This window comes from Stenotrophomonas sp. WZN-1 (assembly GCF_002192255.1).
GTDB lineage: Bacteria > Pseudomonadota > Gammaproteobacteria > Xanthomonadales > Xanthomonadaceae > Stenotrophomonas.
The window spans coordinates 3,615,764-3,639,117 of the sequence record NZ_CP021768.1 but is presented as its reverse complement, the minus strand read 5'-3'; the positions used below and the strand labels follow the sequence as shown (position 1 = coordinate 3,639,117).

General features: G+C 67.5%; 19 protein-coding genes and 1 tRNA gene. 5 read left to right on the top strand and 15 right to left on the bottom strand.

Going from position 1 to position 23,354, the window contains the following annotated elements; genetic code table 11:
- Positions 1–389 precede the first annotated feature (389 nt).
- From pepQ to rph, 7 genes are all read right to left on the bottom strand, one after another.
- Positions 390–1,721, bottom strand: a complete 1,332-nt coding sequence (gene pepQ / locus CCR98_RS17015; protein ID WP_087923521.1) for a Xaa-Pro dipeptidase — start codon at positions 1,719–1,721, stop codon at positions 390–392.
- A gap of 75 nt (positions 1,722–1,796) precedes the next feature.
- Entirely contained in the window at positions 1,797–2,171 is a 375-nt protein-coding gene (locus CCR98_RS17010; RefSeq protein WP_014038349.1) for a PilZ domain-containing protein, read from the bottom strand.
- Positions 2,168–4,447 carry a DUF1631 family protein gene (locus CCR98_RS17005; RefSeq protein WP_087923520.1) on the bottom strand — a complete coding sequence of 760 codons (2,280 nt, stop codon included), beginning with the start codon at positions 4,445–4,447 and terminating at the stop codon, positions 2,168–2,170. The genes CCR98_RS17010 and CCR98_RS17005 overlap by 4 nt, the downstream gene beginning before the upstream one ends.
- A gap of 175 nt (positions 4,448–4,622) precedes the next feature.
- On the bottom strand, positions 4,623–5,849 hold the full coding sequence (gene hemW, locus CCR98_RS17000; protein ID WP_087924218.1) for a radical SAM family heme chaperone HemW: 1,227 nt from the start codon (positions 5,847–5,849) through the stop codon (positions 4,623–4,625).
- 57 nt (positions 5,850–5,906) lie between these two features.
- On the bottom strand, positions 5,907–6,503 hold the full coding sequence (gene rdgB / locus CCR98_RS16995) for an RdgB/HAM1 family non-canonical purine NTP pyrophosphatase (protein WP_087923519.1): 597 nt from the start codon (positions 6,501–6,503) through the stop codon (positions 5,907–5,909).
- A complete protein-coding gene (locus CCR98_RS16990) occupies positions 6,500–6,889 on the bottom strand; it encodes a VOC family protein (protein ID WP_087923518.1) in 390 nt (129 codons plus the stop codon). The genes rdgB and CCR98_RS16990 overlap by 4 nt, the downstream gene beginning before the upstream one ends.
- The gene (gene rph, locus CCR98_RS16985) at positions 6,886–7,611 is read right to left on the bottom strand and encodes a ribonuclease PH (RefSeq protein WP_012512000.1); all 726 of its coding nucleotides are present in this window, start codon (positions 7,609–7,611) and stop codon (positions 6,886–6,888) included. The genes CCR98_RS16990 and rph overlap by 4 nt, the downstream gene beginning before the upstream one ends.
- 124 nt (positions 7,612–7,735) lie before the next feature.
- On the opposite strand from rph, the gene CCR98_RS16980 reads away from it, so the two are divergent.
- A complete protein-coding gene (locus CCR98_RS16980) occupies positions 7,736–8,596 on the top strand; it encodes a YicC/YloC family endoribonuclease (RefSeq protein ID WP_019661992.1) in 861 nt (286 codons plus the stop codon).
- Positions 8,597–8,653: 57 nt separating this feature from the next.
- On the opposite strand, the gene selD is transcribed toward CCR98_RS16980, so the two are convergent.
- The 8 genes from selD to fdnG all read right to left on the bottom strand — a co-directional run bounded on the left by selD (position 8,654) and on the right by fdnG (position 19,179).
- Complete coding sequence (gene selD / locus CCR98_RS16975; RefSeq protein ID WP_087923517.1) at positions 8,654–9,733, bottom strand: selenide, water dikinase SelD; 1,080 nt, start codon at positions 9,731–9,733, stop codon at positions 8,654–8,656.
- 26 nt (positions 9,734–9,759) lie between these two features.
- Positions 9,760–9,855: transfer RNA gene (locus tag CCR98_RS16970), tRNA-Sec, on the bottom strand.
- 24 nt (positions 9,856–9,879) lie between these two features.
- Complete coding sequence (selB, locus tag CCR98_RS16965) at positions 9,880–11,808, bottom strand: selenocysteine-specific translation elongation factor (RefSeq protein ID WP_087924217.1); 1,929 nt, start codon at positions 11,806–11,808, stop codon at positions 9,880–9,882.
- Positions 11,805–13,229: an L-seryl-tRNA(Sec) selenium transferase gene (gene selA, locus CCR98_RS16960; RefSeq protein WP_087923516.1), complete on the bottom strand. Its 1,425-nt coding sequence runs from the start codon at positions 13,227–13,229 to the stop codon at positions 11,805–11,807. The genes selB and selA overlap by 4 nt, the downstream gene beginning before the upstream one ends.
- A gap of 3 nt (positions 13,230–13,232) precedes the next feature.
- Positions 13,233–14,216, bottom strand: a complete 984-nt coding sequence (gene fdhE, locus CCR98_RS16955; RefSeq protein ID WP_087923515.1) for a formate dehydrogenase accessory protein FdhE — start codon at positions 14,214–14,216, stop codon at positions 13,233–13,235.
- 322 nt (positions 14,217–14,538) lie between these two features.
- On the bottom strand, positions 14,539–15,186 hold the full coding sequence (locus CCR98_RS16950) for a formate dehydrogenase subunit gamma (RefSeq protein WP_087923514.1): 648 nt from the start codon (positions 15,184–15,186) through the stop codon (positions 14,539–14,541).
- Positions 15,183–16,100, bottom strand: coding sequence for a formate dehydrogenase subunit beta (gene fdxH / locus CCR98_RS16945; RefSeq protein WP_087923513.1), 918 nt, complete (start codon positions 16,098–16,100; stop codon positions 15,183–15,185). Before fdxH ends, CCR98_RS16950 begins: the two co-directional genes overlap by 4 nt.
- A gap of 10 nt (positions 16,101–16,110) precedes the next feature.
- Positions 16,111–19,179 (bottom strand): formate dehydrogenase-N subunit alpha, encoded by a 3,069-nt coding sequence (fdnG, locus tag CCR98_RS16940; protein ID WP_157721543.1) that lies wholly within the window; start codon positions 19,177–19,179, stop codon positions 16,111–16,113.
- Positions 19,180–19,468: 289 nt separating this feature from the next.
- Here fdnG and gmk point away from each other — a divergent pair, with 289 nt between their 5' ends.
- The 4 genes from gmk to CCR98_RS16915 all read left to right on the top strand — a co-directional run bounded on the left by gmk (position 19,469) and on the right by CCR98_RS16915 (position 23,347).
- The gene (gmk, locus tag CCR98_RS16930) at positions 19,469–20,134 is read left to right on the top strand and encodes a guanylate kinase (protein ID WP_014038334.1); all 666 of its coding nucleotides are present in this window, start codon (positions 19,469–19,471) and stop codon (positions 20,132–20,134) included.
- A 110-nt stretch (positions 20,135–20,244) separates the two neighbouring features.
- Positions 20,245–20,544 (top strand): DNA-directed RNA polymerase subunit omega, encoded by a 300-nt coding sequence (gene rpoZ, locus CCR98_RS16925; protein ID WP_005410877.1) that lies wholly within the window; start codon positions 20,245–20,247, stop codon positions 20,542–20,544.
- A gap of 106 nt (positions 20,545–20,650) precedes the next feature.
- Positions 20,651–22,813 carry a bifunctional (p)ppGpp synthetase/guanosine-3',5'-bis(diphosphate) 3'-pyrophosphohydrolase gene (locus CCR98_RS16920; RefSeq protein ID WP_005418955.1) on the top strand — a complete coding sequence of 721 codons (2,163 nt, stop codon included), beginning with the start codon at positions 20,651–20,653 and terminating at the stop codon, positions 22,811–22,813.
- Between the two features lie 147 nt (positions 22,814–22,960).
- Positions 22,961–23,347, top strand: coding sequence for a RidA family protein (locus CCR98_RS16915; RefSeq protein ID WP_049461736.1), 387 nt, complete (start codon positions 22,961–22,963; stop codon positions 23,345–23,347).
- Positions 23,348–23,354: the final 7 nt, after the last annotated feature.

Genomic DNA, 23,354 nt, shown 5'->3' with positions numbered 1-23,354 from the left:
CACACCGCCCCACCTCTGACAGATTCCTGCGGCTGTTGGTGGGTGCCGACCGTTGGTCGGCACATCTGTCAGATATCGAATGAATCATCCACGCATGGCGTGGATCCACTGGCAATTGCGGTTGTTGGAACGAACGACGATTGGTAGGTGTCGACCTTGGTCGACACAGAGCGAGCGCAGAAAGCGACCCGCTTTTGCTTTTCTTTTTTCTTTTCCGTGGTTGGACGCGCGCAGGAAACTGTCAAAGGCGGTGCGGGTGGGCCATGCAGGGGCGTTGGCGCCATGGATGGCGCCATCGAGCTTACAGGGACGTACTTGCAGCGTCCCCTGCATGGCCCACCCGCCCGGCCAAGCGCGGCTTTTGCTCTACGCGTCAAACCACGAGGGGCTCAGCCGTTCGCCGCCGCAAACTCCGGCCGCGTCAGGTTGTCCGCTTCGCCCTCGGTGCACAGCACTTCGTCTTCGATGCGGATGCCGCCATACGGACGGAAGAAGTCCACGCGCTCCCAGTTGATCGCATCGCCATGGCTGGCGTCCTTCACTTCGTTCAACAGCATGTCGATGAAGTATAGGCCGGGTTCGATGGTCACCACCATGCCCGGTTCCAGTACGCGGGTCAGGCGCAGGTACGGATGGCCCGCCGGGCGCTCGATGCGGCCACCCTCGTCGCTGGCTGCGAAACCCGCCACGTCGTGCACCTGCAGGCCGATCAGGTGGCCGATGCCGTGCGGGAAGAATGCGGCACTGACGCCGGTTTCCAGCGCGGTCTGCGGCGAGACCTTGATCACGCCGAAGTCCTTCAGCACGCCCATCAGCGAAAGATGTGCGTCCACGTGCAGCTGCTTGTAGTCGAAGCCCGGGCGCACGGCTGCGCACATCTGCTTCTGGGCCGCATCGACGGCGGCGATCATCGCGGCGAATTCGTCGTGGCCCTGCGCGGCGTAGGTGCGGGTGATGTCGCTGGCATAGCCGTGCGCGCTGGCGCCGGCATCGATCAGGAAGCTGCGCAGCGGCTGCGGTGCCTTGCGGCCCAGCTCGGTGTAATGCAGCACGGCGGCATGTTCATTCAGCGCCACGATGTTGCCGTAGGGCAGCTCGTTGGCATCCTGGCCGACCGCCTGGCAGTACGCCATGTGGATGCTGAATTCGTCGGCGCCGTTGCGGAATGCGGCCTCGGCGGCGCGGTGGCCGCGCACGCCCAGCACCTGCGCCTGGCGCATCAGCGCGATTTCATACGGCGTCTTGCTGCCGCGGTGCCATTCCAGGTAGTTCACTACCGCCGCCGGGTTGTTCGGCACGTAGTTGCCCAGCGCGCTCTGCGGCTCGCCGAGGATCGCGCAGCGCGACGGATCGGCCGGCAGCAGGGCCAGTGCTTCTTCGGGCTTGCGGATGATGTGGATGTCGAAGTGGTCCACCCACCAGCCGCTCGGCGCATCCGGCACCACGTGCCAGTAGTCGAAGGGCTGGTGGAAGATCACCGCGGGGCGCCTGCCGGGGGTGAACACGATCCAGCTGTTGGATACGCGGGTCAGCGGCAGCCAGGCCTTGAACTGCGGATTGACCGCGTACGGGTAGTCGCGATCATCGAACACCTGGTAGTGCAGGGTGCCACTGGGCACCACCAGGTGATCGAAGCCGCCGCGGGCCAGCGCCTGTTCGGCACGTCGGCACAGCACGGCCAGGTGGTCGGGATACAGGGCGCCGGGGTCTTGCTGGATCATTGCGGTGGCTCGACACGGAAAACGGCCCTAGATTCTGCCGCATACCGGGAAAAACCGCTGTGCTGGAACCGGCACTCAGGCCGTCGAAACCGGCCCCTCGTCGCTGTCTTCGCCTACCCACTGGCGCAGCAGCTGCCGATGCTCGCGCGACAGGGTGAGGAAACGGAAGCCGGTCCAGCTCTGGCCCGGCGCATGCGCCGGTTCGCTCCACAGCAGGTGCACGCCCACGTCGATGGCCTCGTGGCGGCCGTCGCCCATCGGCAACGGGAAGCGGAACTGGTACAGCGCATCCTCGCGTAGCGGCGTGCTGGCCAGCATCAGCATGCCGGTCTCGGAGACATTGCCGAGCCGGCCCACCACGCTTTCGCGCATCTGGTCGGTGACCGGCACCAGGTCCGAGACCTGGCGGCGCGGCGCGCGGCGGGTGTCCTGCGGCGGTTGCGTGTTCAAGCGGACGTCTCCTTGGAACGGCCGCCGGCCAGCGCACGCAGCGCGCCGAGGCTGGCCTGCCACGCGCGATCGACCAGCCGGCCCTTGTCTTCGGTGACCAGCTGCGCGCGCCCGGCGCTGATCTGCCGGGCCAGCGTATCGAGGTCGGTATCGGCGATCTTCTGCCCGCGCGGATTGACGAACAGCGCGTGGCCGGTCAGCAGGCTGTACCAGGACAGTCGCTGCCGGCGCAGGGTGCCGTCACCGGTGTCGATGTCGAACCAGCTGCCGAAGGGCAGGGTGGCCAGCTGCTGGTAGGCGGCCTCTTCGGCGCTGCTGCGCGGTGCGAGCGGGGTATTGCCGCTGCCGCTGGCGGCATGTTCGCCCAACCGTGCACGCGCCTTCAGCCGGGCACTGAGTTCAGTGCGCGAGGTGCTTTCGTCCTCGCCACCGGGCGTGGCCAGGCGGCGCGCAACGGCGGCCGCTTCTTCGGCGTGATAGCCGACCTGCACCAGCGCGGACTCGACATCGCTGGCCAGCGATGCATCGGTACCGCCGGGCGCGTCGACGGCCTGCGCGGTCACCGCGGCGATGCGCTCGGTCTGGTGCAGGCGCTCCTGCCACTGCGGTGAATCGTCGCCATGGCGCAGGCGGGTGAGGGTGAGTGCATCGGCCCAGGCCTGGCGCAGCAGGGTCTGCACGAAGCGCGGCGGTTCCTGTGCGTCGCAGCACTGGTCGATCTGTGCATTGGCCTGGCGACGCGCCAGTTCCAGCCGTTCCTTGCCACGCGCGGCCTCGACGTGGCGGCGCTCGGCCAGTTCGGCGCGATGGGCCGCCGCGCGCTGGTGCTGCTGCACGTCTTCGTTGGCGGTGGCGAAGGCTTCGGGCGAGCGCGCATCCTGGCCGAGCAGGGCCTGCACGCTCTGCGCCATGCGTTGCAGCAGCTGGGGGTCCACATCGTCGTCGCCCAGCCAGTTGGCGCCGACTTCGGCAATCTGGTTGAGCAGTTCGCGTGCGGGGTGTTCGTCGCGTACGAAGAAGCCAGGGTCGGCCATCGCCGCACGCGCCAGTGGAACCTGCAGGCGCGCCAGCAGGGCGGCCGGTACCGGGTCGGGGCGCTGCTGTTGCTGGACCTGCTGCATCAGCATGCGCAGCAGGTCGAGGTTGTCGCGGTCGTGGCTGCCCAGCTGGGCCTGCGCGCCGTGCTCGCTGCGCAGCTGGGCGACTACCGCAGCCTGCAGGTCGGCGACGCCGGTAGCCGCGCTGGACTGGGCCTGCAGCCGCGCGAGGACCGCATCGACCGCCGCACTGGGCACGGCAGCGGCATCCGCGGGGGGCGCCGTGGCGTGGCGCGCCTGTTGCAGCAGTTCATGCAGCGCACTGCCGGTAGACGTGGTCACGCCCGGGGCTGCGGCACCCGGGGTGGCCGCATCGTTGAAGGCGTCCTGCACCAGGTTCGACCAGGACCCGGCGGGAGCAGAGCCGTTCCAGCCGGTCAACGGCGCGGCGGCACGCTTGGCAGGCTGGGTTGCGCGGCCGCCGCCCACCGACTGGGTGAGGATCCGCCGGGTGCTCGACGAGCGCGCCAGGTACGGGGTGTAGACCAGCCCCGGCAGCACGCCGTGCTGGGCCAGCAGCGCGTTGGCGCGGTCCAGCACATCGCCCAGGCGCTCCAGCACCTGCCGCTCGAAGCTGCGGTACAGCGCAAGCTGCACCTCCGCGCCGAGCGCGTCCTGTTCGGCGATCCGGCGCACCATCGCGCACAGGGCCTGCGGTGCCAGTGGCAGGGTGTCGGCCTCGAAGGCTGGCGCCGCAGCGAGCACGCCCAGGCGCTGGCCCAGCAGGTTCAGCGTGTTGGTCGAGCGCAGCGTCTCGCGCCGGATCATTTCGGTCAGCAGCAGGTCGCGATCCACCTCATGCTCATCGACCAGCGACAGGCCGAGCATGCCCGGCAGCGGCGGTGGAGAAGTATTCGCCGCAGCGACGGTGGGTGGCTCGCGCAGGCCCGCCAGCGCCTCGGCCACGGCATCGAGCATGCGGTCGGCGAAGTGGCCGGCGAACGCATGCAGCTGGCCACGCTGGGCCATCAGGTCCGCCTGCTGCATCGGATTGCGTGCGCGGTCGGCGTCGTGCAGCAGCGTCTGCTCCAGCGCTTCGACGGTCAGGATCAGGGGCGCGGCCAGCGTTTGCCGGCACAGGCCGATCAACGCACCCAGCAGCTCACGCACCCGCGGTGGCAGGTCGCTGGCGGCCAGGCGGGCTTTGTCGGCAGAGGTGATGGAAAAGACAGCTGACATCGGCGAGCGGTACCCGGATTCCCGCGGATCGATCCTGTGAATCTACCGTGTCGGCCGCAGTCGGCGCTACTTTAGGGTGAACGTGCACCTTGTTCGCCGGGCATGGCCCGGCGCTACCGGGCGCTTGCCTGCTGGGTAGCGCCGGGCCATGCCCGGCGGATGCGAGGCAGGAAGATCACTCCTCCAGGAACAGGCTCACCACATCGTTGGTGAAGCGGCGGCCCAGCTCGGTTGGCAGCACATGGCCATCCGTCACGTCCAGCCAGCCGCGCTGAACGGCCTCGGCCAGCGGTGCGTCGAGCACGCTGCGCGGCAGCCCGGTGCGCGACTCGAAATCGCGCAGGCCGAAACCTTCGTGCAGGCGCAGCAGGTTCAGCATGTACTCGAACGGCAGGCGCTCGGGCGCGATCACATCGTCACCCCCGAACGAGGCCGGGGTGCCGGCGCTGTCCAGGTAAGCCTGCGGATGCTTCAGCTTCCAGCGGCGCAGCACGTGTTCCTCGGCGCCCGAGCTGATCTTGCCGTGTGCGCCGGCACCGATGCCCAGGTAGTCGCCAAAACGCCAGTAGTTCAGGTTGTGCGCGCTCTGCCGACCGGGGCGCGCGTAGGCGCTGACCTCGTACTGGCCGAAGCCGGCCTGTGCCAGCAGCGCCTGGCAGTGTTCCTGCATGTCCCAGGCATTGTCTTCATCGGGAATACCCTGCGGCGGCCGCGCGAAGAACACCGTGTTCGGTTCCAGGGTCAACTGGTAGTGCGAGATATGCGCAGGCTGCAGTGCGAAGGCGCGCTCCAGATCGGCCTCTGCGCCGGCCAGGGTCTGTTCCGGCAGCGCGTACATCAGGTCGATGTTGAAGTTGTCGTAGCCCGCGTCCTGCGCCATCTTCACCGCGCGCTCGGCTTCGCCACTGTCGTGGATGCGGCCCAGGCGCTTGAGCATGGCGTCGTCGAAACTCTGGATGCCGAAGCTGAGGCGGTTCACGCCGGCCGCGCGGTAGCGGTCGAAACGGCCATGCTCGGCCGTGCCCGGGTTGGTTTCCAGGGTGATTTCGGCGTTGGGCGCGAAGCGCAGGCGCGCGCTGGCCTGCTGCAGGAAGCGGTCGATCGCTTCCGGCGGGAACAGGCTGGGCGTGCCGCCACCGAAGAACACGCTGTGCACCACCCGGCCCCAGACCAGCGGCAGGTCCTGGTCGAGGTCGCGCAGCAGCGCATCGATGTAGGCATCGAACGGCAGTTCGCCCTTGGCCTGGTGCGAATTGAAATCGCAGTACGGGCATTTGCGCACGCACCACGGCAGGTGCACGTACAGCGACAGCGGGGGCGGTACGAGGCGCGGCGCCGCGTTGTGATCCGCCGGGCAGGTTTCGCCGGGCAGGTGGTTGCAGTGGTCGTGGGCGTGCGGCATGGGCTTCATCGGTAGTGCCGGCCGCTGGCCGGCTTCCCTGGGGTATTCAGCAAGGCGTCAAAGCCAGGTGGCCAGCTGCTGCTTGAGCTGCTGCAGGGCGAGGGCACGATGGCTGATGGCATTTTTCAGGGCCGGCTCCATCTCCGCGGCGGTCAGGCCGTGGGTGGTATCCAGGAACACCGGGTTGTAGCCGAAGCCATTGGTGCCACGCAGTTCGCGGATGATCTGCCCTTCCCAGCGGCCCTCGCAGATCAGCGGCTGCGGGTCCGTGGCGTGGCGCAGCAGCACGATCACCGCATAGAAGCGGGCGCCGCGCTGGCCATCGGGAACGTCGGCCATCGCCTCCAGCAGCTTCGCGTTGTTGGCTGCGGCGTTGGTCGGGTGGCCGGCATAGCGCGCGCTGTACAGGCCCGGTGCACCGCCGAGGGCATCGACGATCAGGCCCGAATCATCGGCCAGCGCCGGCAGGCCGGTCGCTTCGCAGGCCGCGCGCGCCTTCAGCAGCGCGTTCTCGACGAAGGTCAGGCCGGTCTCTTCCACGTCGCCCAGGCCCAGCTCGGCGGCCGAGGTGATCTGCAGCGGCAGGTCGGCGAGAATCTCCTGCATCTCCACCAGCTTGCCGGCGTTGTGGCTGGCCAGTACCAGTTTCTTCATTGACGGGGCTCCAGCAGGTCCCAGGTGTTGCCATACAGATCGCGGAACACCGCGACCGTTGCATAGGGTTCTTCGCGCGGCGCTTCCAGGAACTCGACCCCGGCGGCCAGCATCGCCGCGTGGTCGCGGTGGAAGTCGTCGGTGTTGAGGAAGAAAGCGACGCGGCCACCGGTCTGGTTGCCGATGCGGCTGCGCTGTTCCTCATCGCTGGCACGGGCCAGCAGCAGGGCGGTGGCGCTGCCGTCGGTCGGGCCCACCACCACCCAGCGCTTGTGGCCCTGGTCGATGTCCTCCAGCAGCGCGAAGCCGAGCTTGCCGGTGTACCAGGCGATGGCTTCGTCGTAGTCGGCCACCACCAGGGTGGTCAGGGCGATGCGCCGGTTCATGCCGACAGCGCCGCCTGCTGTGCGTCCAGCAGCTCGCGCACGCCCTTTTCGGCCAGGCCCAGCAGCGCGTCCAGTTCATCGCGACGGAAGGCATGGCCTTCGGCGGTGCCCTGCAGTTCGATGAAACCGCCGCCGTCGTTCATCACCACGTTCATGTCGGTGTCGCAGTCGCTGTCTTCGGCGTAGTCCAGGTCCAGCACCGGAGTGCCGCGGTACACGCCCACGGACACGGCGGCCACCGCGCCCAGGATCGGGTTGCGCTTGATGTCGCCACGCTTCATCAGCACGTTCACCGCATCGACCAGGGCCACGTAGGCGCCGGTGATGGCAGCGGTGCGGGTGCCACCGTCGGCCTGCAGCACGTCGCAGTCGAGGGTGATGGTGCGCTCGCCCAGCGCGTTGCGGTCCACGCAGGCACGCAGGCTGCGGCCGATCAGGCGCTGGATCTCCAGCGTGCGGCCGCCCTGCTTGCCACGGGCGGCTTCGCGGTCGCTGCGGGTGTGGGTGGCGCGCGGCAGCATGCCGTACTCGGCGGTCACCCAGCCTTCGCCCTTGCCGCGCAGGAAGCCCGGCACGCGGTTCTCGACGCTGGCGGTGCACAGCACGCGGGTTTCACCGAAGCACACCAGCACCGAACCTTCGGCGTGGCGGGTGAAGCCGCGTTGGATGACGACCGGGCGGAGCTGGTCGGGCTGGCGGCCGCTGGGGCGGGAATCGGACATGGTGCGGGTTCCGTAATGGCGTGGGAGTACGCCGCCACGCCCGCAGCCTTCACGGGGCGGGCAAGGGGGCTGTGGTGAGGGCGCTAGGGTACCATTCCCCCTTTGCACGCACCGGACACAATCCATGATTCGAAGCATGACCGCCTACGCCGGCGGCGAGCGGGTTACCCCGTGGGGCACGCTGGGCTGCGAGCTGCGCTCGGTCAACCACCGCTTCCTGGAGGTCGGCACCCGCCTGCCCGAGGAACTGCGGGCGCTCGAACCGCAGCTGCGCGAGCGCATCGCCGCGCGCCTGAGCCGCGGCAAGCTGGATCTGGTGATGCGCCTGCGCGCGCCGGAAGCGGCCGCCAACCTGCAGGTGGACGAGGCCCTGCTGGGCCAGCTGGGCCGCCTGGCGCACCGCCTGACCTCCGATTTCCCCAACCTGCAGGTCAGCTTCACCGACCTGCTGCAGCTGCCGGGCGTGACCCGCGGCGAGGCCACCGATGCCGCCGCCCTGCAGGTCGAGGCACTGGCCCTGCTGGACCAGGTGCTGGACGGCTTCGTCGAGGCCCGTGAGCGCGAAGGCGGCAAGTTGTCGGCCGCCATCAGCGAGCGTGTGGACGGCATCGAACGCATCGCCACCGAAGTCCGCACCTTGATTCCGGCCATTCGCGACGGCCAGCGCGCCAAGCTGGCCGCACGCCTGGCCGATCTGCCGCACCCGGTCGACCCCGGCCGCGCTGAGCAGGAACTGGTGCTGTGGCTGCAGAAGCTGGACGTGGATGAAGAGCTGGACCGCCTCGGCAGCCACATCGTCGAGATCCGCCGCGTGCTCAAGCAGCGCGAACCGGTCGGCCGCCGCCTGGACTTCCTGCTGCAGGAGTTCAACCGCGAGGCCAACACGCTGGGGTCGAAGTCGGTGGACAGCCGTACGTCCAATGCCGCGGTGGAGCTGAAAGTGCTGATCGACCAGATCCGCGAACAGGTGCAGAACATCGAGTGATGTTGCATCCAGCGATACAGCAGGGGCGCCTTCGGGCGCCCTTGTCGTTTCAGCGCATCAGCGCACGTTGACGCCCGCCGCTCCATCGCCCAAATGCCCCACCACGGCCGCCTGGCCGAACCCGGCGTCGTGGAAGCAGGCCAGCACCGCATCCACCGCTTCCGGGGCACAGGACACCAGCAGCCCGCCACTGGTCTGCGGATCGGTCAGCAATGGTTGCCAATGGGCGGCCAAGCCCTCGGCGAAGCGCACTTCGGCGCCATACGAGGCCCAGTTGCGGCTGGAGGCACCGGTCACGCAGCCACGCTGCAGCAGGTCCAGGCTCTGCGGCAGCAGCGGCACCTGTGCACTGTCCACTTCGGCGGCGACGCCGCTGGCGCGGCACACTTCCAGCAGGTGGCCGAGCAGGCCGAAGCCGGTGACGTCGGTCATCGCGTGCACGCCGTCCAGTGCGGCCAGTGGCACGCCCACGCTGTTCAAGCGGGTGGTCGACGCGATCATCTGTCGGTAGCCGTCGGCATCCAGGACTTCTTTCTTCAGCGCCGACGAATACACGCCCACGCCCAACGGCTTGCCCAGCACCAGCACATCGCCGGCGCGGGCATCGGCATTGCGCTTGAGCCGCTGCGGATCGAGCACACCGATCGCGGCCAGGCCGTAGATGGGTTCCACCGAATCGATGCTGTGCCCGCCGGCCACCACGATACCGGCATCGGCGCAGGCGCGTTCGCCGCCCTGCAGGATGCCGCGGATGGTGTCCTGCGGCAGGCTGTTGATCGGCATGCCGACGATGGCCAGTGCGAACAGCGGGCGCGCGCCCATCGCGTACAGGTCCGACAGCGCGTTGGTGGCGGCAATGCGGCCGAAGTCGAACGGGTCGTCGACGATCGGCATGAAGAAATCGGTGGTGGCGACGATCGCCTGCCGGTCATCGAGGCGATACACGGCTGCGTCGTCGCTGGTCTCGCGGCCGACCAGCAGCTCAGCCGGTGCCGGAAGCGCTGGAACGCCGCGCAGCAGTTCGGACAGCACGCCGGGCGCGATCTTGCAGCCGCAGCCGCCACCGTGGGCCAGCGAGGTCAGTCGTTGCGGGGCATCGGCCGTGGAAGGAGCGGGGGACTGCGCGTGCGTGGCCATGCCGACATCTCCTGCGGAAACACGAATGGCGGAAGGCAGCAGGAGTCGAACCTACCAGGGAACGATCGACGCCCCCTACTGGGTTTGAAGCCCAGCCGCATGCCCGGATGCGCATGCCTTCCGAAAGTACGGCGGTACCGGTGGGCTCAGTCGCGGGCTGCGCTCCACTGCAGGTCGCCGCGCGGCCGATGTTGGTCACCGACGCGTCGAGTGTAGCCAACGCGATTGAAGAACTCCAAGATCTGGATGCTGCGTTTGCGGCCCAGGCCGATGGCATCGCGGAAGGCCGCCGCATCCACCGTGCCGGTGGCCTGTGACAGCTGCGCGATGATCGCGGCCAGCTCGGCGATGCGGGCCGGTGCATAGAACAGGTCCGGTACCACCTGGAACAGATCGCCGCGGGCTGCGGCCCGGCGCAGGACCGCGCGGATATCCTCCTCGGCCAGACCGATATCGGCAGCCAGGGTGCGCACCCACGGCGGATCGAAACCACCGGCGTGCAGCTGCGGAAGCACGCGTTCCAGCAGGAGGTGTTCGCGTTCCGGTGGTGCGTGGTCATGGCCGGGCAGGCGCCACCAGGCACCCGCGCGTAGCAGCGTGCCATCGGTCAGCAGGTCCTGCAGCAGCGCATTCCAGAGGCTCGCTGCAAGCGACGGCAGGGTGCTGCGCTGCAGGCGTCCGCTGTCGACACCGGGTTCGTCCGGGCGCCGCTCGTGCCATCCACGCAGCGAGGTGATCACCTGCTCGCGCAATGCCTGCCAGTGCGAGGCGAGGATGATCACCGTGTCATCGCTGGTGACGATACGTTGTGCGTCTGCAGGCAGATCGATCTGGTCGGCGGCGCGCCGGCAGTAGCGTTGCAGCGCGGCCATGGCAATGCCGAAGGGAGCCTGCTGCAACAGCGGGCCGATTCCCGCACCCGCGGCAAGCCGCTGCAGTGCCCCCAGCCAGGCGAGCCGTGCCGGGCTGCGCCGGCGCCGCTGTGGCGGGTCCGGGTCGAGCACGACGCCACCGCCCAGCGTGTGGGTGGCGGCGGAATCGCGGGCGATGAAGCGATCACCACACATCGCACAGACCGGCGCCTCGAACACCAGCTGCACGAGCTGCCCATTGCCGTGATCGTCGTCCTCCAGCAGCACCACATGGGCCTGCCGGTGCATCGTGCCCCAGTGGATGTGCAGGGGTGCCCAGTCGCGCAGTGGTGCCGCTCGTGCGGACAGCCGAAGGCGCACATCGATGCGGGTGGTGGCCAGCAGCGCGCGCGGGTCGGCAATCCAGTCGCCACGATGAATCTCGTCGCGGGCGATGGCGGCCAGGTTCATCGCACAGCGCTGCCCGGCCATGGCGTGTTCGCTGGGCTGGTTCTGCGCGTGGATGCTGCGCACGCGGACATCGGTGGCGGCGGGCATCAGTTGCAGGTGCTCGCCCACCGTGGCGACGCCGCCATGCACCGCGCCGGTCACCAATGTGCCGTGGCCCGCCAACGAGAACACGCGGTCCACCGGCATGCGGAACAGCTCGCTGCGCAGCGCCGTCCGGCGCGCGTGGGCATCGCGCGCGGCCCATGCGTGCAGGTGGGCGCGCAAGGCCTTGATGCCTGCGTCATCGGCTGAAATGCTGTTGCAGGCGAATACGCGGGAATCCTGCAGCGGCGTGCCGGCCAGCAGTGCAGCGATCTCGATTTCGACCCGGGCGATGCGCGCGGCATCCACCCGGTCGATCTTGGTCAGCGCCACCGCGCCGCGGTCGATGCCCAGCAGCTGCAGGATCGCAAGATGCTCGCGGGTCTGCGGCATCACACCGTCATCGGCGGCGATCACCAGCAACGCCACATCGATGCCGGTGGCGCCGGCCACCATCGTATGTACGAAGCGCTCATGGCCCGGCACATCGACGAAACCCAGCGTCGCAGAAGCATCCGCGCCCGTTCCTTCCACCGGAACATAGGCGTAACCCAGCTCGATGGAGATGCCGCGCGCGCGTTCTTCCTGCAGGCGATCGGTTTCGATGCCAGTCAGTGCCCGCACCAGGCTCGTCTTGCCATGGTCGATATGCCCGGCGGTGCCGACGATCATGCCTGCAGCGCGCTCCATTGGGCGAGGAAGTCCGCTTCGTCGGCAGGTTCCAGGCAGCGCAGGTCCAGCCACAGCGTCTCGTCGGCGATGCGCCCCAGTACGGGTCGCGGCAGTTGACGCAAGCGCTTGGCCAGACGATCCAGGCCGCCACGGCGCGCGCTGGTAATGCGCAGTCCGGTACTGGCCAGCTGCGCCTGTGGTTGTGCACCACTGCCGATCTGGCTGTGCATCGATGCCCGTTCAAGATCGTAGTCGGCCGCGAGCGCGGAACGCATCGGTTGCAGCAGGCGGTGAGCCTGCATATCCATGTCCTCCTGCGTGCGAGACAGGGTGCGCAGGGTCGGCAGCCGTTGCGCCAGCAACTCCGGTTCGCGGTACAGGGCCAGCACCGCTTCCAGCGCGGCCAGGCCCATCTTGTCCATGCGCAGTGCGCGCTTGAGCGGGTTGCGATTGATCCGTGCGATCAGGTCAGCGCGACCGGCGATGATGCCAGCCTGTGGCCCGCCCAGCAGCTTGTCGCCGCTGAATGAGACCAGGTCGGCGCCGGCCGCCAGTGTTTCCTGCACGGTCGGCTCGTGTGGCAAGCCGAATGCCGCCAGGTCGCACAGGCTGCCGCTGCCCAGGTCCACCACCAGCGGCAGGCCGTGGTCGTGCGCGATGGCCGCCATTGCCGCCGTGTCGACCTTGGCGGTGAAGCCGGTGATCGCGTAGTTGCTGGCATGCACTTCCATCAGCAGTGCGGTGCGGGTGCCGATGGCATGGGTGAAATCGGTCGGGTGGGTGCGATTGGTAGTGCCCACTTCCAGCAGCCGCGCGCCGGCACTGCGCATCACATCGGGAATACGGAAGGCACCGCCGATCTCCACCAGTTCGCCGCGCGACACCACCACCTCGCGGCGGTTGGCCAGGCTGTTGAGCAGCAACAGGACCGCCGCCGCATTGTTGTTGACCACGGTGGCGGCTTCAGCGCCGGTCAGTTCGCAGACCAGCGCCTGCACTCGGGCATCGCGATCGCCGCGGCGGCCGCGGGTGATGTCGAATTCCAGATCGACCGGCGCGGTCATTGCGCGGATGACCGCCTGCACGGCGGCATCGGGCAACAGTGCGCGGCCCAAGTTGGTATGCAGCACGGTGCCGGTCAGGTTGAACATCGGCTGCAGGTCCAGCCGTGCATCGGCGGCAAGGGCGGCGTCGAGCGCCTCGACCAGAGCCGGACCCTCAATGGCCTGCTGCAGCTGTCCGGTCGAGAGCTGCGCGGTACTGATGCGCTCACGCAGCGCTTGCAGATGTACGCGCAAAAACTGGGTGATGCGGGTACGGCCGTGGCCCTCGATCAGGGCTGCCAAGGCAGGCAGGCGCAGCAGCTTGTCCAGCGAAGGCAGGGCGGCGGCCGATGCAGGGGTGGGGGGCGTGCGTGGCATCGGTCAGTCGCTGTCGGATTGCCACAGCAGTGGATTCTGGCTGGCACGCGCGTAGCCTTCCTCGCCCAGCAGCAGGTCCAGCGCCAGTGTGCCGAGGTCATCGGCCACCGGTTCCAATGATGGGTCTTTTTCCAGATACAGGATCTTGCGGTAGCTGTGGCAGTGGTCGCAGGTCTCGGCACGCACCGCGCTCTCGCGCACGGCATGGCCGGTATCGCCGTCGGCATCGGCCAGGGCGCGATAGGCGATGTCCTTGCCGGCGGCACCGCACTGGCTGCACTGAACGCGCACGAAGTGCCATTGGCAGGCGCACAGCGAGCACGACAGGTAGCGGTAGGACGCATAGGGCGGGCGCGCCTGCACTACGCTGGTCACAGGCAACGTGCCGCACAGCGGGCACAGCCCTGGCGCATCGGCCAACGGCTTCAGCTCGGTGGAGCGGAAGCTGGCTGCGAGCACGGCCCAGTACACCTGCAATGCATTCATCACCAGCAGCGCAGCGACCGCGTCGACCGCGGGCGCGTCATCGCGTTCCAGCACGGCGTGGGCCTGCGCATCCAACCAGGTGTCATTGGCGGCGGCCACGCGCAGCAGTTCCTGCCGCGTTTCCGCCGGCAGCCCCGCTTCATCGGCGCAGTGCCGGCACAGCGTGCGCAGCCAGTCGCGCCAGCGCCCATCCAGATGAAGCGTGTTGGCCGGCCGCAACGGCATGCCGGCACTGGCCGCCGCACTAGACTGCTGCGCGCGCGCCTGCGCCTGAAGTTCCTCGCGCTGCTGCGGTGTCAGGTCCTCCAGCAGCGCCTGCTGTGCATCTGCCAGCGCCGCCAGCAGTTGCAGGTAGCCGCCGATGGCGCTGTGCGCGGCCAGGCTGCGCAGCCGGTCCGCACGAGCGGCGAACAGCGACTCGGTATCGGGCAGGATGATGCGCGGAACATCGCGCGAGGCCAGCGTCTCGATCTCACCGGGTTCAAGGATGCGTTGCGCCATGCAGGGCCAGCCAGAAGAACCAGCCTCCATCCTCGCCGTTGTAGGCGCCGGCGTCCAGCGCACAGCCGGCCATTTGAAATGGTTGGGGTCATGTTCATCGTGTCGACCAAGGTCGACATCTACCAACAGCACCGGGGAACTGTCGAAGGCGGGGCACTGTGGGTTTGCGGGGTGTCCGCGGCATGGATGCCGCGGCCAAGCCCCCAGGGACGGGTTCACGGCGTCCCCGCAAATCCACAGTGCACCGCCATCCCACGTATAGCCAGCTTTTGACGTTGACGTTGACGTTGATTCTGCGGGTGCAGGGCCGCAGGCCCTGCCGCTAACCCTGTTCCCGCCGCCCGCGCAGGATGTCCCGGAACCACTGCCGGTGGTGCTTGTACGCCCACCCGTAGGTCACCTTGCCCTGGGTCATCGCCCGCACCGAGCCCTTGATCCAGATCGCCGCGTAGATGTGCACCACGATCGCGCACACCAGCACCCAGCCGAACAGCGCATGGGCAAGGACCGAGAAGCGGATCACCCCGATCGGGAAGAAGTGGCTGAAGTACTGCCGCCAGATCACAAAGCCGGTCAGCAACAGCGCCGACAGGCAACCAATGATCGCCCAGAACAGCAGTTTCTGGCCGGCATTGAAGCGACCCACCGGCGGCAGCTTCTCGTCTTCGTTGCGCAGCACATCGCGCATGCCGCGCATCCACTTGCCATCGTCGGCGGTCGGCAGATTGTCGCGCCACATGCGGAACGCCAGCAGCGCAAATCCCACCACCATGGCCAGGCCGATGAACGGATGCAGGATGCGTGTCCACGGGCCGCCACCGAACAGCTGCGTCAACGGGAACAGGGCAGGGTGGAACAGCGCCAGCCCGGACAGCGCCGTCAGCACGAAGCAGATCGCCACGATCCAGTGATTGATGCGGGTCGGCGCGCGGTAGCGCACGATCTGCCGCGGGTGCGGGGCGTACTTCATGGCCGCTGCTCCTCTTCGATCTCCTTCGCCTCGTGCTCGGCTTCCTCTTCTTCCTCGTCATTGACCGTGTTGCGGCCGATGCCGATGTAGTGCAGGAACCCGGCGAAGGCGGTAGCGGCAATCGCAAGCACGCCCAGCGGCTTGGCCACGCCCTTCCAGACTTCCACCATCGGGCTGATGCGCGGGTCCTTGGGCAGGTCGGCGTACAGCTCCGGCTTGTCCACGTGCTGCAGCACGTACATCACGTGGGTGCCGCCAACGCCCTGCGGGTCGTACAGGCCGGCATTCTCGTAGCCACGCGATTTCAGGTCTTCCACGCGCCCGGCGGCATGCTCGGTCATCGCCTGCTTGCTGCCGAAGGTGATCGCGCCGGTCGGGCAGGTCTTCACGCACGCCGGTTCCTGGCCCACCGCCACCCGGTCCGAACAGAGCGTGCACTTGTAGGCCTTGTGGTCCTTCTTGGAAATGCGCGGCACGTCGAACGGGCAGCCGGTCACGCAGTAGCCGCAGCCGATGCAGTTCTCCTCCTGGAAGTCGACGATGCCGTTGGCGTACTGGATGATCGCGCCCGGCGACGGGCAGGCCTTCAGGCAGCCCGGGTCGCTGCAGTGCATGCAGCCTTCCTTGCGGATCAGCCACTCCAGCTTGCCTTTCTCGTCCTCGTACTCGCGGAACTTCATCACCGTCCACGACTGTTCGCTCAGGTCGGGCGGGTTGTCATAGCTGCCGACGCAGCTGCCGACCTCGTCGCGCAGGTCGTTCCATTCCATGCAAGCGACCTGGCAGGCCTTGCAGCCGATGCACTTGCTCACATCGATCAGCTTGGCGACCTGGCCAGTGTGCGCACCACGCGCCTCCGGCGAGGGCGTGGTGGTGGCCGAGCGGCGGATGATGTCCAGCGATTGCAGTGACATGGCGTGTCTCCTACACCTTCTCGACCTTGACCAGGATGCACTTCGATTCGGGCGTCTGCGAGTTGCCGTCACCGATGGCGTTGGTCAGCGTATTGGCGATGTATCCGGGCTTGGCCGCACCGAGGAAGCCCCAGTGGATTGGCACACCCACCTGGTGCACGGTCCGGCCATCGATCTGCAGGGCCTTGATGCGCTTGGTCACCATCGCCACCGCTTCGATGTGGCCGCGCTTGGAACTGACCCGCACGCGGCTGCCGTTGGTGATGCCCAGCTCATCGGCCAGGGCCGCGCCGATCTCGACGAACTGCTCGGGCTGGATGATGGCGTTCAACTTGCCGTGCTTGGTCCAGAAGTGGAAATGCTCGGTCAGGCGGTAGGTGGTGGCCACATGCGGGAACTCGTCCGGCGAGCCGATCTGTGCGCGATCGCTGGCGAACACGCGTGCCGCCGGGTTGTTCAGCGTCAGTGCCTGCCCCGGGCTGAGCGGATTGCTGCGCAGCGGGGTATCGAAGGGCTCGTAGTGCTCCGGGAATGGTCCCTCGGCCATGCCGGCCTTGGCGAAGAAGCGGGCGATGCCTTCCGGATTCATGATGAACGGGCCCATCCCGCCGGCGGGATCTTCGTCGGCCTTGAAGTCCGGCACGTCCACGTTGCCCCAGTTCTTGCCGTTCCAGGCCAGCAGCGTGCGGCGCGGATCGAACGGCTGGCCGGCCACGTCGCACGAGGCGCGGTTGTACATCACCCGGCGGTTGGCCGGCCACGCCCATGCCCAGCCCAGCGTGTTGCCGATGCCGGTGGGGTCGCTGTTGTCACGCCGCGCCATCATGTTGCCGGTCGGGCCCCAGGCGCCGATGTAGATCCAGCAGCCGGAGGAGGTGCTGCCGTCGTCGCGCAGGTCGCCGAACGCGGCCAGCTGCTCGCCGGCCTTGCGCACCAGCTTGGTCGGGTCCTTCGGATCGAACACATCGGCCAGCGCCTTGCCGTTATATTCCATTGCCAGTTCTTCCGGCGTCGGCAGTTCCGGGTTGGAATACTTCCAGGCCAAGTCGCGCACCGGCTCCCACCACGCACCGCCGTCCTTCTCGTACATCGCCTTGATGCGATGGAAAAGCTCGGACATGATCTCGATGTCGCTGCGCGCTTCACCCGGCGGATTGGCCCCCTTCCAGTGCCACTGCAGCCAGCGCGAGGAGTTCACCACCGCGCCGTTCTCCTCGGCGAAGGAGGTGGTCGGCAGGCGGAATACTTCGGTCTGGATCGTGCCCGGGTCGACGTCGTTCAGCGCACCATGGTTCTGCCAGAAGGCGATGGTCTCGGTTTCCAGCGGATCCATGCTGACCATGAACTTCAGCTTGGAGAACGCACTGATCAGCTTGCCCTTGTTCGGCGCCGAGGCCAGCGGATTGAAGCCCTGGCAGATGTAGCCGTGGATCTTGCCTTCGTTCATCAGCTCGTAGGCCTGCAGCATGTCGTACGGCTTGTCGAGCTTGGGCAGGTGGTCGAAGCACCAGTTGTTGTCGGCGGTGGCGGCGTCGCCCCACCACGACTTCATCAGGCTGACGTGGAACTTCGGGTAGTTCTGCCAGAACGACATCTGGTTGGCGCGCAGCGGCTTCTGCGTGCGCTTGGCGATGTAGGCGTCGTAGTCCTGCTCGTCCTGTTTCGGCAGGGTCAGGTAGCCGGGCAGCAGGTCCGACATCAGGCCGATGTCGGTCAGGCCCTGGATGTTGGAATGCCCGCGCAGCGCGTTCATGCCACCACCGGCCACGCCGATGTTGCCCAGCAGCAGCTGCACCATGGTACCGGCGCGCACGTTCTGCGCACCCACCGAGTGCTGCGTCCAGCCCAGCGCGTACAGGATGGTCATCGCCTTGTCCTTGCCGGCGGTGGACGCGATCATCTCCCACACCTGGCGGATGCTGTCGGCCGGCGTGCCGCAGATGCGCTCGACCATCTCCACGGTGTAGCGCGCGTAGTGCTGCTTGAGCAGGGCGTAGACGCAGCGCGGGTCCTTCAGCGTCGGGTCGCTGCGCACGAAGCCATCGTCACCGTACGCGTAGTCCCAGCTGGAACGGTCGTAGCTGCGCTTCTCTTCGTTGTAGCCCGAATACAGGCCGTCCTTGAAGGCGAACTCGTCCTTCACCAGGAACGACATGTCGGTGTAGTTCAGCACGTACTCGTGCTGGATGCGGTCCTCGGTCAACAGGTAGTTGATCAGGCCGCCCAGGAACACGATGTCGGTGCCGGTACGGATCGGCGCGTACACGTCGGCCACCGCGGCCGAGCGGTTGAAGCGCGGATCGACCACGATCAGCCTGGCCTTGTTGTGTGCCTTGGCCTCGGTCACCCATTTGAACCCGCACGGGTGTGCCTCGGCGGCATTGCCACCCATGATCAGGATCAGGTCGGCATTCTTGATGTCGACCCAGTGATTCGTCATCGCACCACGGCCTAGCGTCGGGGCAAGACCTGCCACCGTCGGGCCGTGTCAGACACGTGCCTGGTTGTCGAATGCCAACATGCCAAGGGAACGGACGACCTTGTGGGTCAGCACCGCGGTTTCATTGCTGGTGGCCGAGGCGGCCAGCATGCCGGTGGTCAGCCAGCGGTTGACCGTCTGCCCGGCTTCGTTCTTCTGCACGAAGTTGGCATCGCGGTCTTCCTTCATCAGCCGTGCGATGCGGTCCAGCGCATCGTCCCAGCTCAGCCGCTTCCACTCGTTGGAGCCCGGTGCGCGGTACTCGGGGTAGAGCAGGCGCGACTTGCTGTGGATGATGTCGGCCAGGCCGGCACCCTTCGGGCACAGCGTGCCGCGGTTGACCGGGTGATCCGGGTCGCCCTCGATATGGAAGATGCTCGGCTCGGCGTTCTTGGCACCGTCGCCGAGGCTGTACATCAGGATGCCGCAGGCCACCGAACAGTACGTACAGGTGTTGCGGGTCTCGGTCGCGCGGGTCAGCTTGTACTGCCTGACCTCCGCGAGCGCGATGCCGGGCGCGAAGCCCATCAATGCCAGGCTGGAGCCGACCAGGGTTGTCCCGGTCACTTTCAGGAACTGGCGGCGGCTCATCGATGGCATGCCGTTCTCCTGGGATGGCGGGGAGGCGCAGGCCTCCGGGCTGTCGTTGGGTACAGCCCGGTTATAGCACAGGCGCCCGGATGCCCATGTGGCACAAGGCCCGGCGCCTGCCGGGAGGGCGCGCACCGGGGCCGCTCTGGTAAAGTTGCGTGCCCGCCCCCGGGGAAGCGTCTGCCGGGCCTGGTTCCAGGATGTTCCGCGCAGCCCCCGCCGTCCTGGCGCGATCCTCCGCGCCGGATCTGGAACACCGAGGAAAAATTTTGCGAAATCAACCCGTTGGATCCGCCGCATGAGCGCCCCGTCGAAGCCGTCGGACGCCGTTGCGCGCGGCACGCTGTACATCGTTGCCGCCCCGTCCGGCGCCGGCAAGAGCAGCATCGTCAATGCCACCCTGGCCCGTGACCCGCAGATCGCCCTGTCGATCTCCTTCACGTCGCGCGCGATGCGCCCCGGTGAGGTGAACGGCCAGCACTACCATTTCGTCTCTGCGGAGAAGTTCGAGGAAATGATCGCCGCCGGCGACTTCTTCGAGCATGCCTGGGTGCACGGCGACTGGAAGGGCACCGCCCGCCAGTCGGTGGAACCGCAGCTGGCCGCCGGCCAGGACGTGCTGCTGGAGATCGACTGGCAGGGCGCGCAGCAGGTGCGCCAGCTGGTGCCGGGCACGGTCACCGTGTTCATCCTGCCGCCGTCCAAGCAGGCCCTGCAGGACCGCATGCGCAAGCGCGGCCAGGACAGCGAGGCCGTCATCGCCCAGCGCCTGGGCGCGGCCCGTGACGAGATGCTGCACTTCAACGAGTTCGACTACGTCATCGTCAACGAGGTGTTCGACACCGCCGTGGACGAGCTGTGCGCCATCTTCACCGCCAGCCGCCTGCGCCGGGAGGCCCAGAAGGTCCGCCACGCCGGCCTGATCCAGGCCCTGCTGACCCCCGATCCGGGTGCAACTGACTGATTCCAAAAGAATCGGGTAGGGGTTGGCTTGATTTTGTCCAGCCCCTGCCAGTACACTCCGTCCCCTTTCCCTCATTCGACTGAGCGGCCGACCGGTCGCCGGGAGCCCGTATGGCCCGCATCACCGTAGAAGATTGCCTGGAAGTCGTTAACAACCGTTTCGAACTGGTCATGATGGCGTCCAAGCGTGCCCGCCAGCTCGCCAACGGCGTGCAGGCCACGCTGGACAACAGCGAGACCGAGGACAAGCCGACCGTGCTGGCGCTGCGCGAAATCGCCGCCCGCAAGATCGACAACGCGCTGATCGACGAAGTCGAGAAGGCCGAGCGTGAGCGTGCCGAGCGCGAAGCGCTGGAGTGGGCCGCCGCGGAAGTGGTCGCCGACGAAGACATGTCCAAGAACGACGATTGATCGCATCGATCAACGTAATCGTTGGATATGCCGAACAGCCCGCCCCGTGCGGGCTGTTTCGCATTCAGGATTTGCCGTAAACGTCGCGCTGGAATAGGCTGCGGGCATGAACCCAGGCCCCACTGCCAAGGTCGCCGCAGCCCCCACTGCCGCCGTACCCGACTACGTCCTCCAGCTTGAACGCGCCGCCCATTACCTGCCGCCGGAACAGCTGCCGCTGTTGCGCCGTGCCTGGGAAGTCGGAGCCTCCGCGCACGCTGGGCAGACGCGCAAGTCGGGCGAGCCCTATATCACCCATCCGGTGGCCGTGGCCCAGGTGCTGGCCGAGCTCGGCCTGGACGTGGAAGCGCTGATCGCCGCGATCCTGCACGACACCATCGAAGACACGCCGCTGACCCGCGAGGCATTGGCCGCCGAGTTCGGCGAAGCCGTGGCCGAACTGGTCGACGGCGTCACCAAGCTGGACAAGCTGAAGTTCCGCGACCGCCAGGAGGCGGCCGCCGAGAGCTTCCGCAAGATGCTGCTGGCGATGTCGCGCGACCTGCGTGTGATCATGATCAAGCTGGCCGATCGCCTGCACAACATGCGCACGCTGGGCGCGCAGAGCCGCGAGGCACGTGGCCGCATCGCCCGCGAGACGCTGGAGATCTACGCGCCCATCGCCCAGCGCCTGGGCATGAGCCTGGTCAAGAGCGAACTGCAGAATCTCGGTTTCAAGGCGCTGTACCCGTGGCGCCACGCCATCATCGAGAAACACATCCGCAGCCAGCCGGTGGTGCGCCGCGAAGCGATGGCACAGGTGGAAGTGCAGCTGTCGCAGCGCCTGGCCAAGGAGGGGATCGAGCATCGGCTGATCAGCCGCATCAAGACCCCGTGGAGCATCTACAACAAGATGCGCGACGAGAACAAATCCTTCGACCAGGTGATGGATGTGTTCGGCTTCCGCCTGGTCGTGCGCAGCGTGCCCAGCTGCTACCACGCGCTGGGTTCGGTGCATGCCACCTTCAAGCCGCTGGATGGCCGCTTCCGCGACTTCATCGCCATTCCCAAGGCCAACGGTTACCAGTCGCTGCACACCGTGCTGTTCGGGCCGTATGGTTCGCCGATTGAAGTGCAGATCCGTACCGAGGAAATGGACCTGATCGCCGAACGTGGCGTGGCCGCGCACTGGACCTACAAGTTCGGTGGCGATTCACCCAACAGCGCGCAGAGCCGCGCCCACGCCTGGATCGTCGAGCTGATCGACTCGCAGCGCGCCGCCGGTTCCTCGCTGGAGTTCCTCGACAACGTCAAGGTCGACCTGTTCCCGGACGAGGTCTATCTGTTCACCCCGAAGGGCAAGATCCTGGCCCTGCCGCGCAACTCCACCGCGCTCGATTTCGCCTATGCCGTGCATACCGACGTCGGCAACATGGCGGTGGCTTCGCGCGTGGACAAGAAACTGGTGCCACTGCGCACCAAGCTGGTGTCGGGCCAGTCGGTGGAGATCATCACCGCGCGCTCGGCCACGCCGAAGCCGCAGTGGCTGGAATTCGTGGTCACCAGCAAGGCACGCACTGCCATCCGCCACCAGCTCAAGCAGCTGGAGCACGAAGATGCCGTGCAGCTGGGCCATCGCATGCTCGACCGTGCGCTGGAAGCGATGGATTCGTCGCTGGAGCGGCTGCCGAAGGGGCGCCTGGATGCGTTCCTGGCCGAACACCGCTTCCCGCGCCTGGAGGCGCTGCTGGCCGAGGTCGCACTGGGCAACTGGATGCCGACCCAGGCCGCGCAGGCGCTGATGGCCTACGCCGAACTGCGTGGCGGCCCGCATTCGCGCCACCATTCGCAGGAAAAGATCCTGATCAACGGCAGCGAGCGTGGCGTGGTCACCTTCGCCGGCTGCTGCCAGCCGATTCCGGGCGACGAGATCATGGGCTACCACACCGCCGGCAAGGGCATCGTGGTGCACCGCATGGACTGCCCGAACCTGGCCGAGCTGCGCAAGTCACCCGAGCGCTGGGTGCCGATCGGCTGGGACACCACCGTCTCCGGCGACTACGACACCTCGCTGGTGGTGGAAGTGGAGAACGGCACCGGCGTGCTGGCGCAGCTGGCCGCCGCCATCGCCCAAAGCCACTCCAACATCGAGCGCGTGGACTACCTGGACCGCGACTTCAACGCCGCGGTGCTGGCGTTCAACATCCAGGTACGCGACCGCAACCACCTGGCTGAAGTGATGCGCCGCCTGCGTCGCCTGTCGGTCGTGCAGTCGGTACGCCGCCAGTAGATCCACGCCATGCGTGGATGATGTCCCGCGCACACGACGCATGGGGTCGGATCCATTTCCCACCGGGAAACGGATCCGACCCCAGCCGATACCGCCCCCACCCGGTACAATCACCGCTCTGTTTTCCCCCAAGCACCGGAGCGACCCATGTCCCGCCAGATCATCAACACCGAAAAGGCCCCCGCCGCGATCGGCCCGTACTCGCAGGCCGTGCGCGCCGGCAACACCGTGTACTTCTCAGGCCAGATCCCGCTCGACCCGGCTACCGGCGACGTCGTCGGCGCTGGTGACGTCGAAGCACAGGCCCGTCGCGCCTTCGACAACCTCAAGGCCGTGGCCGAAGCCGCGGGCGGCTCGCTGGACAAGGTCGTGCGTCTGGGCCTGTACCTGACCGACCTGGGCGAGTTCGCCAAGGTCAACGCGGTCATGCAGGACTATTTCCAGGCCCCGTACCCGGCCCGTTCCACCATCGAAGTCTCCGGCCTGCCGAAGGGCGCCAACTTCGAGGTCGACGCGGTGATGGTCATCGACTGACCGCCAC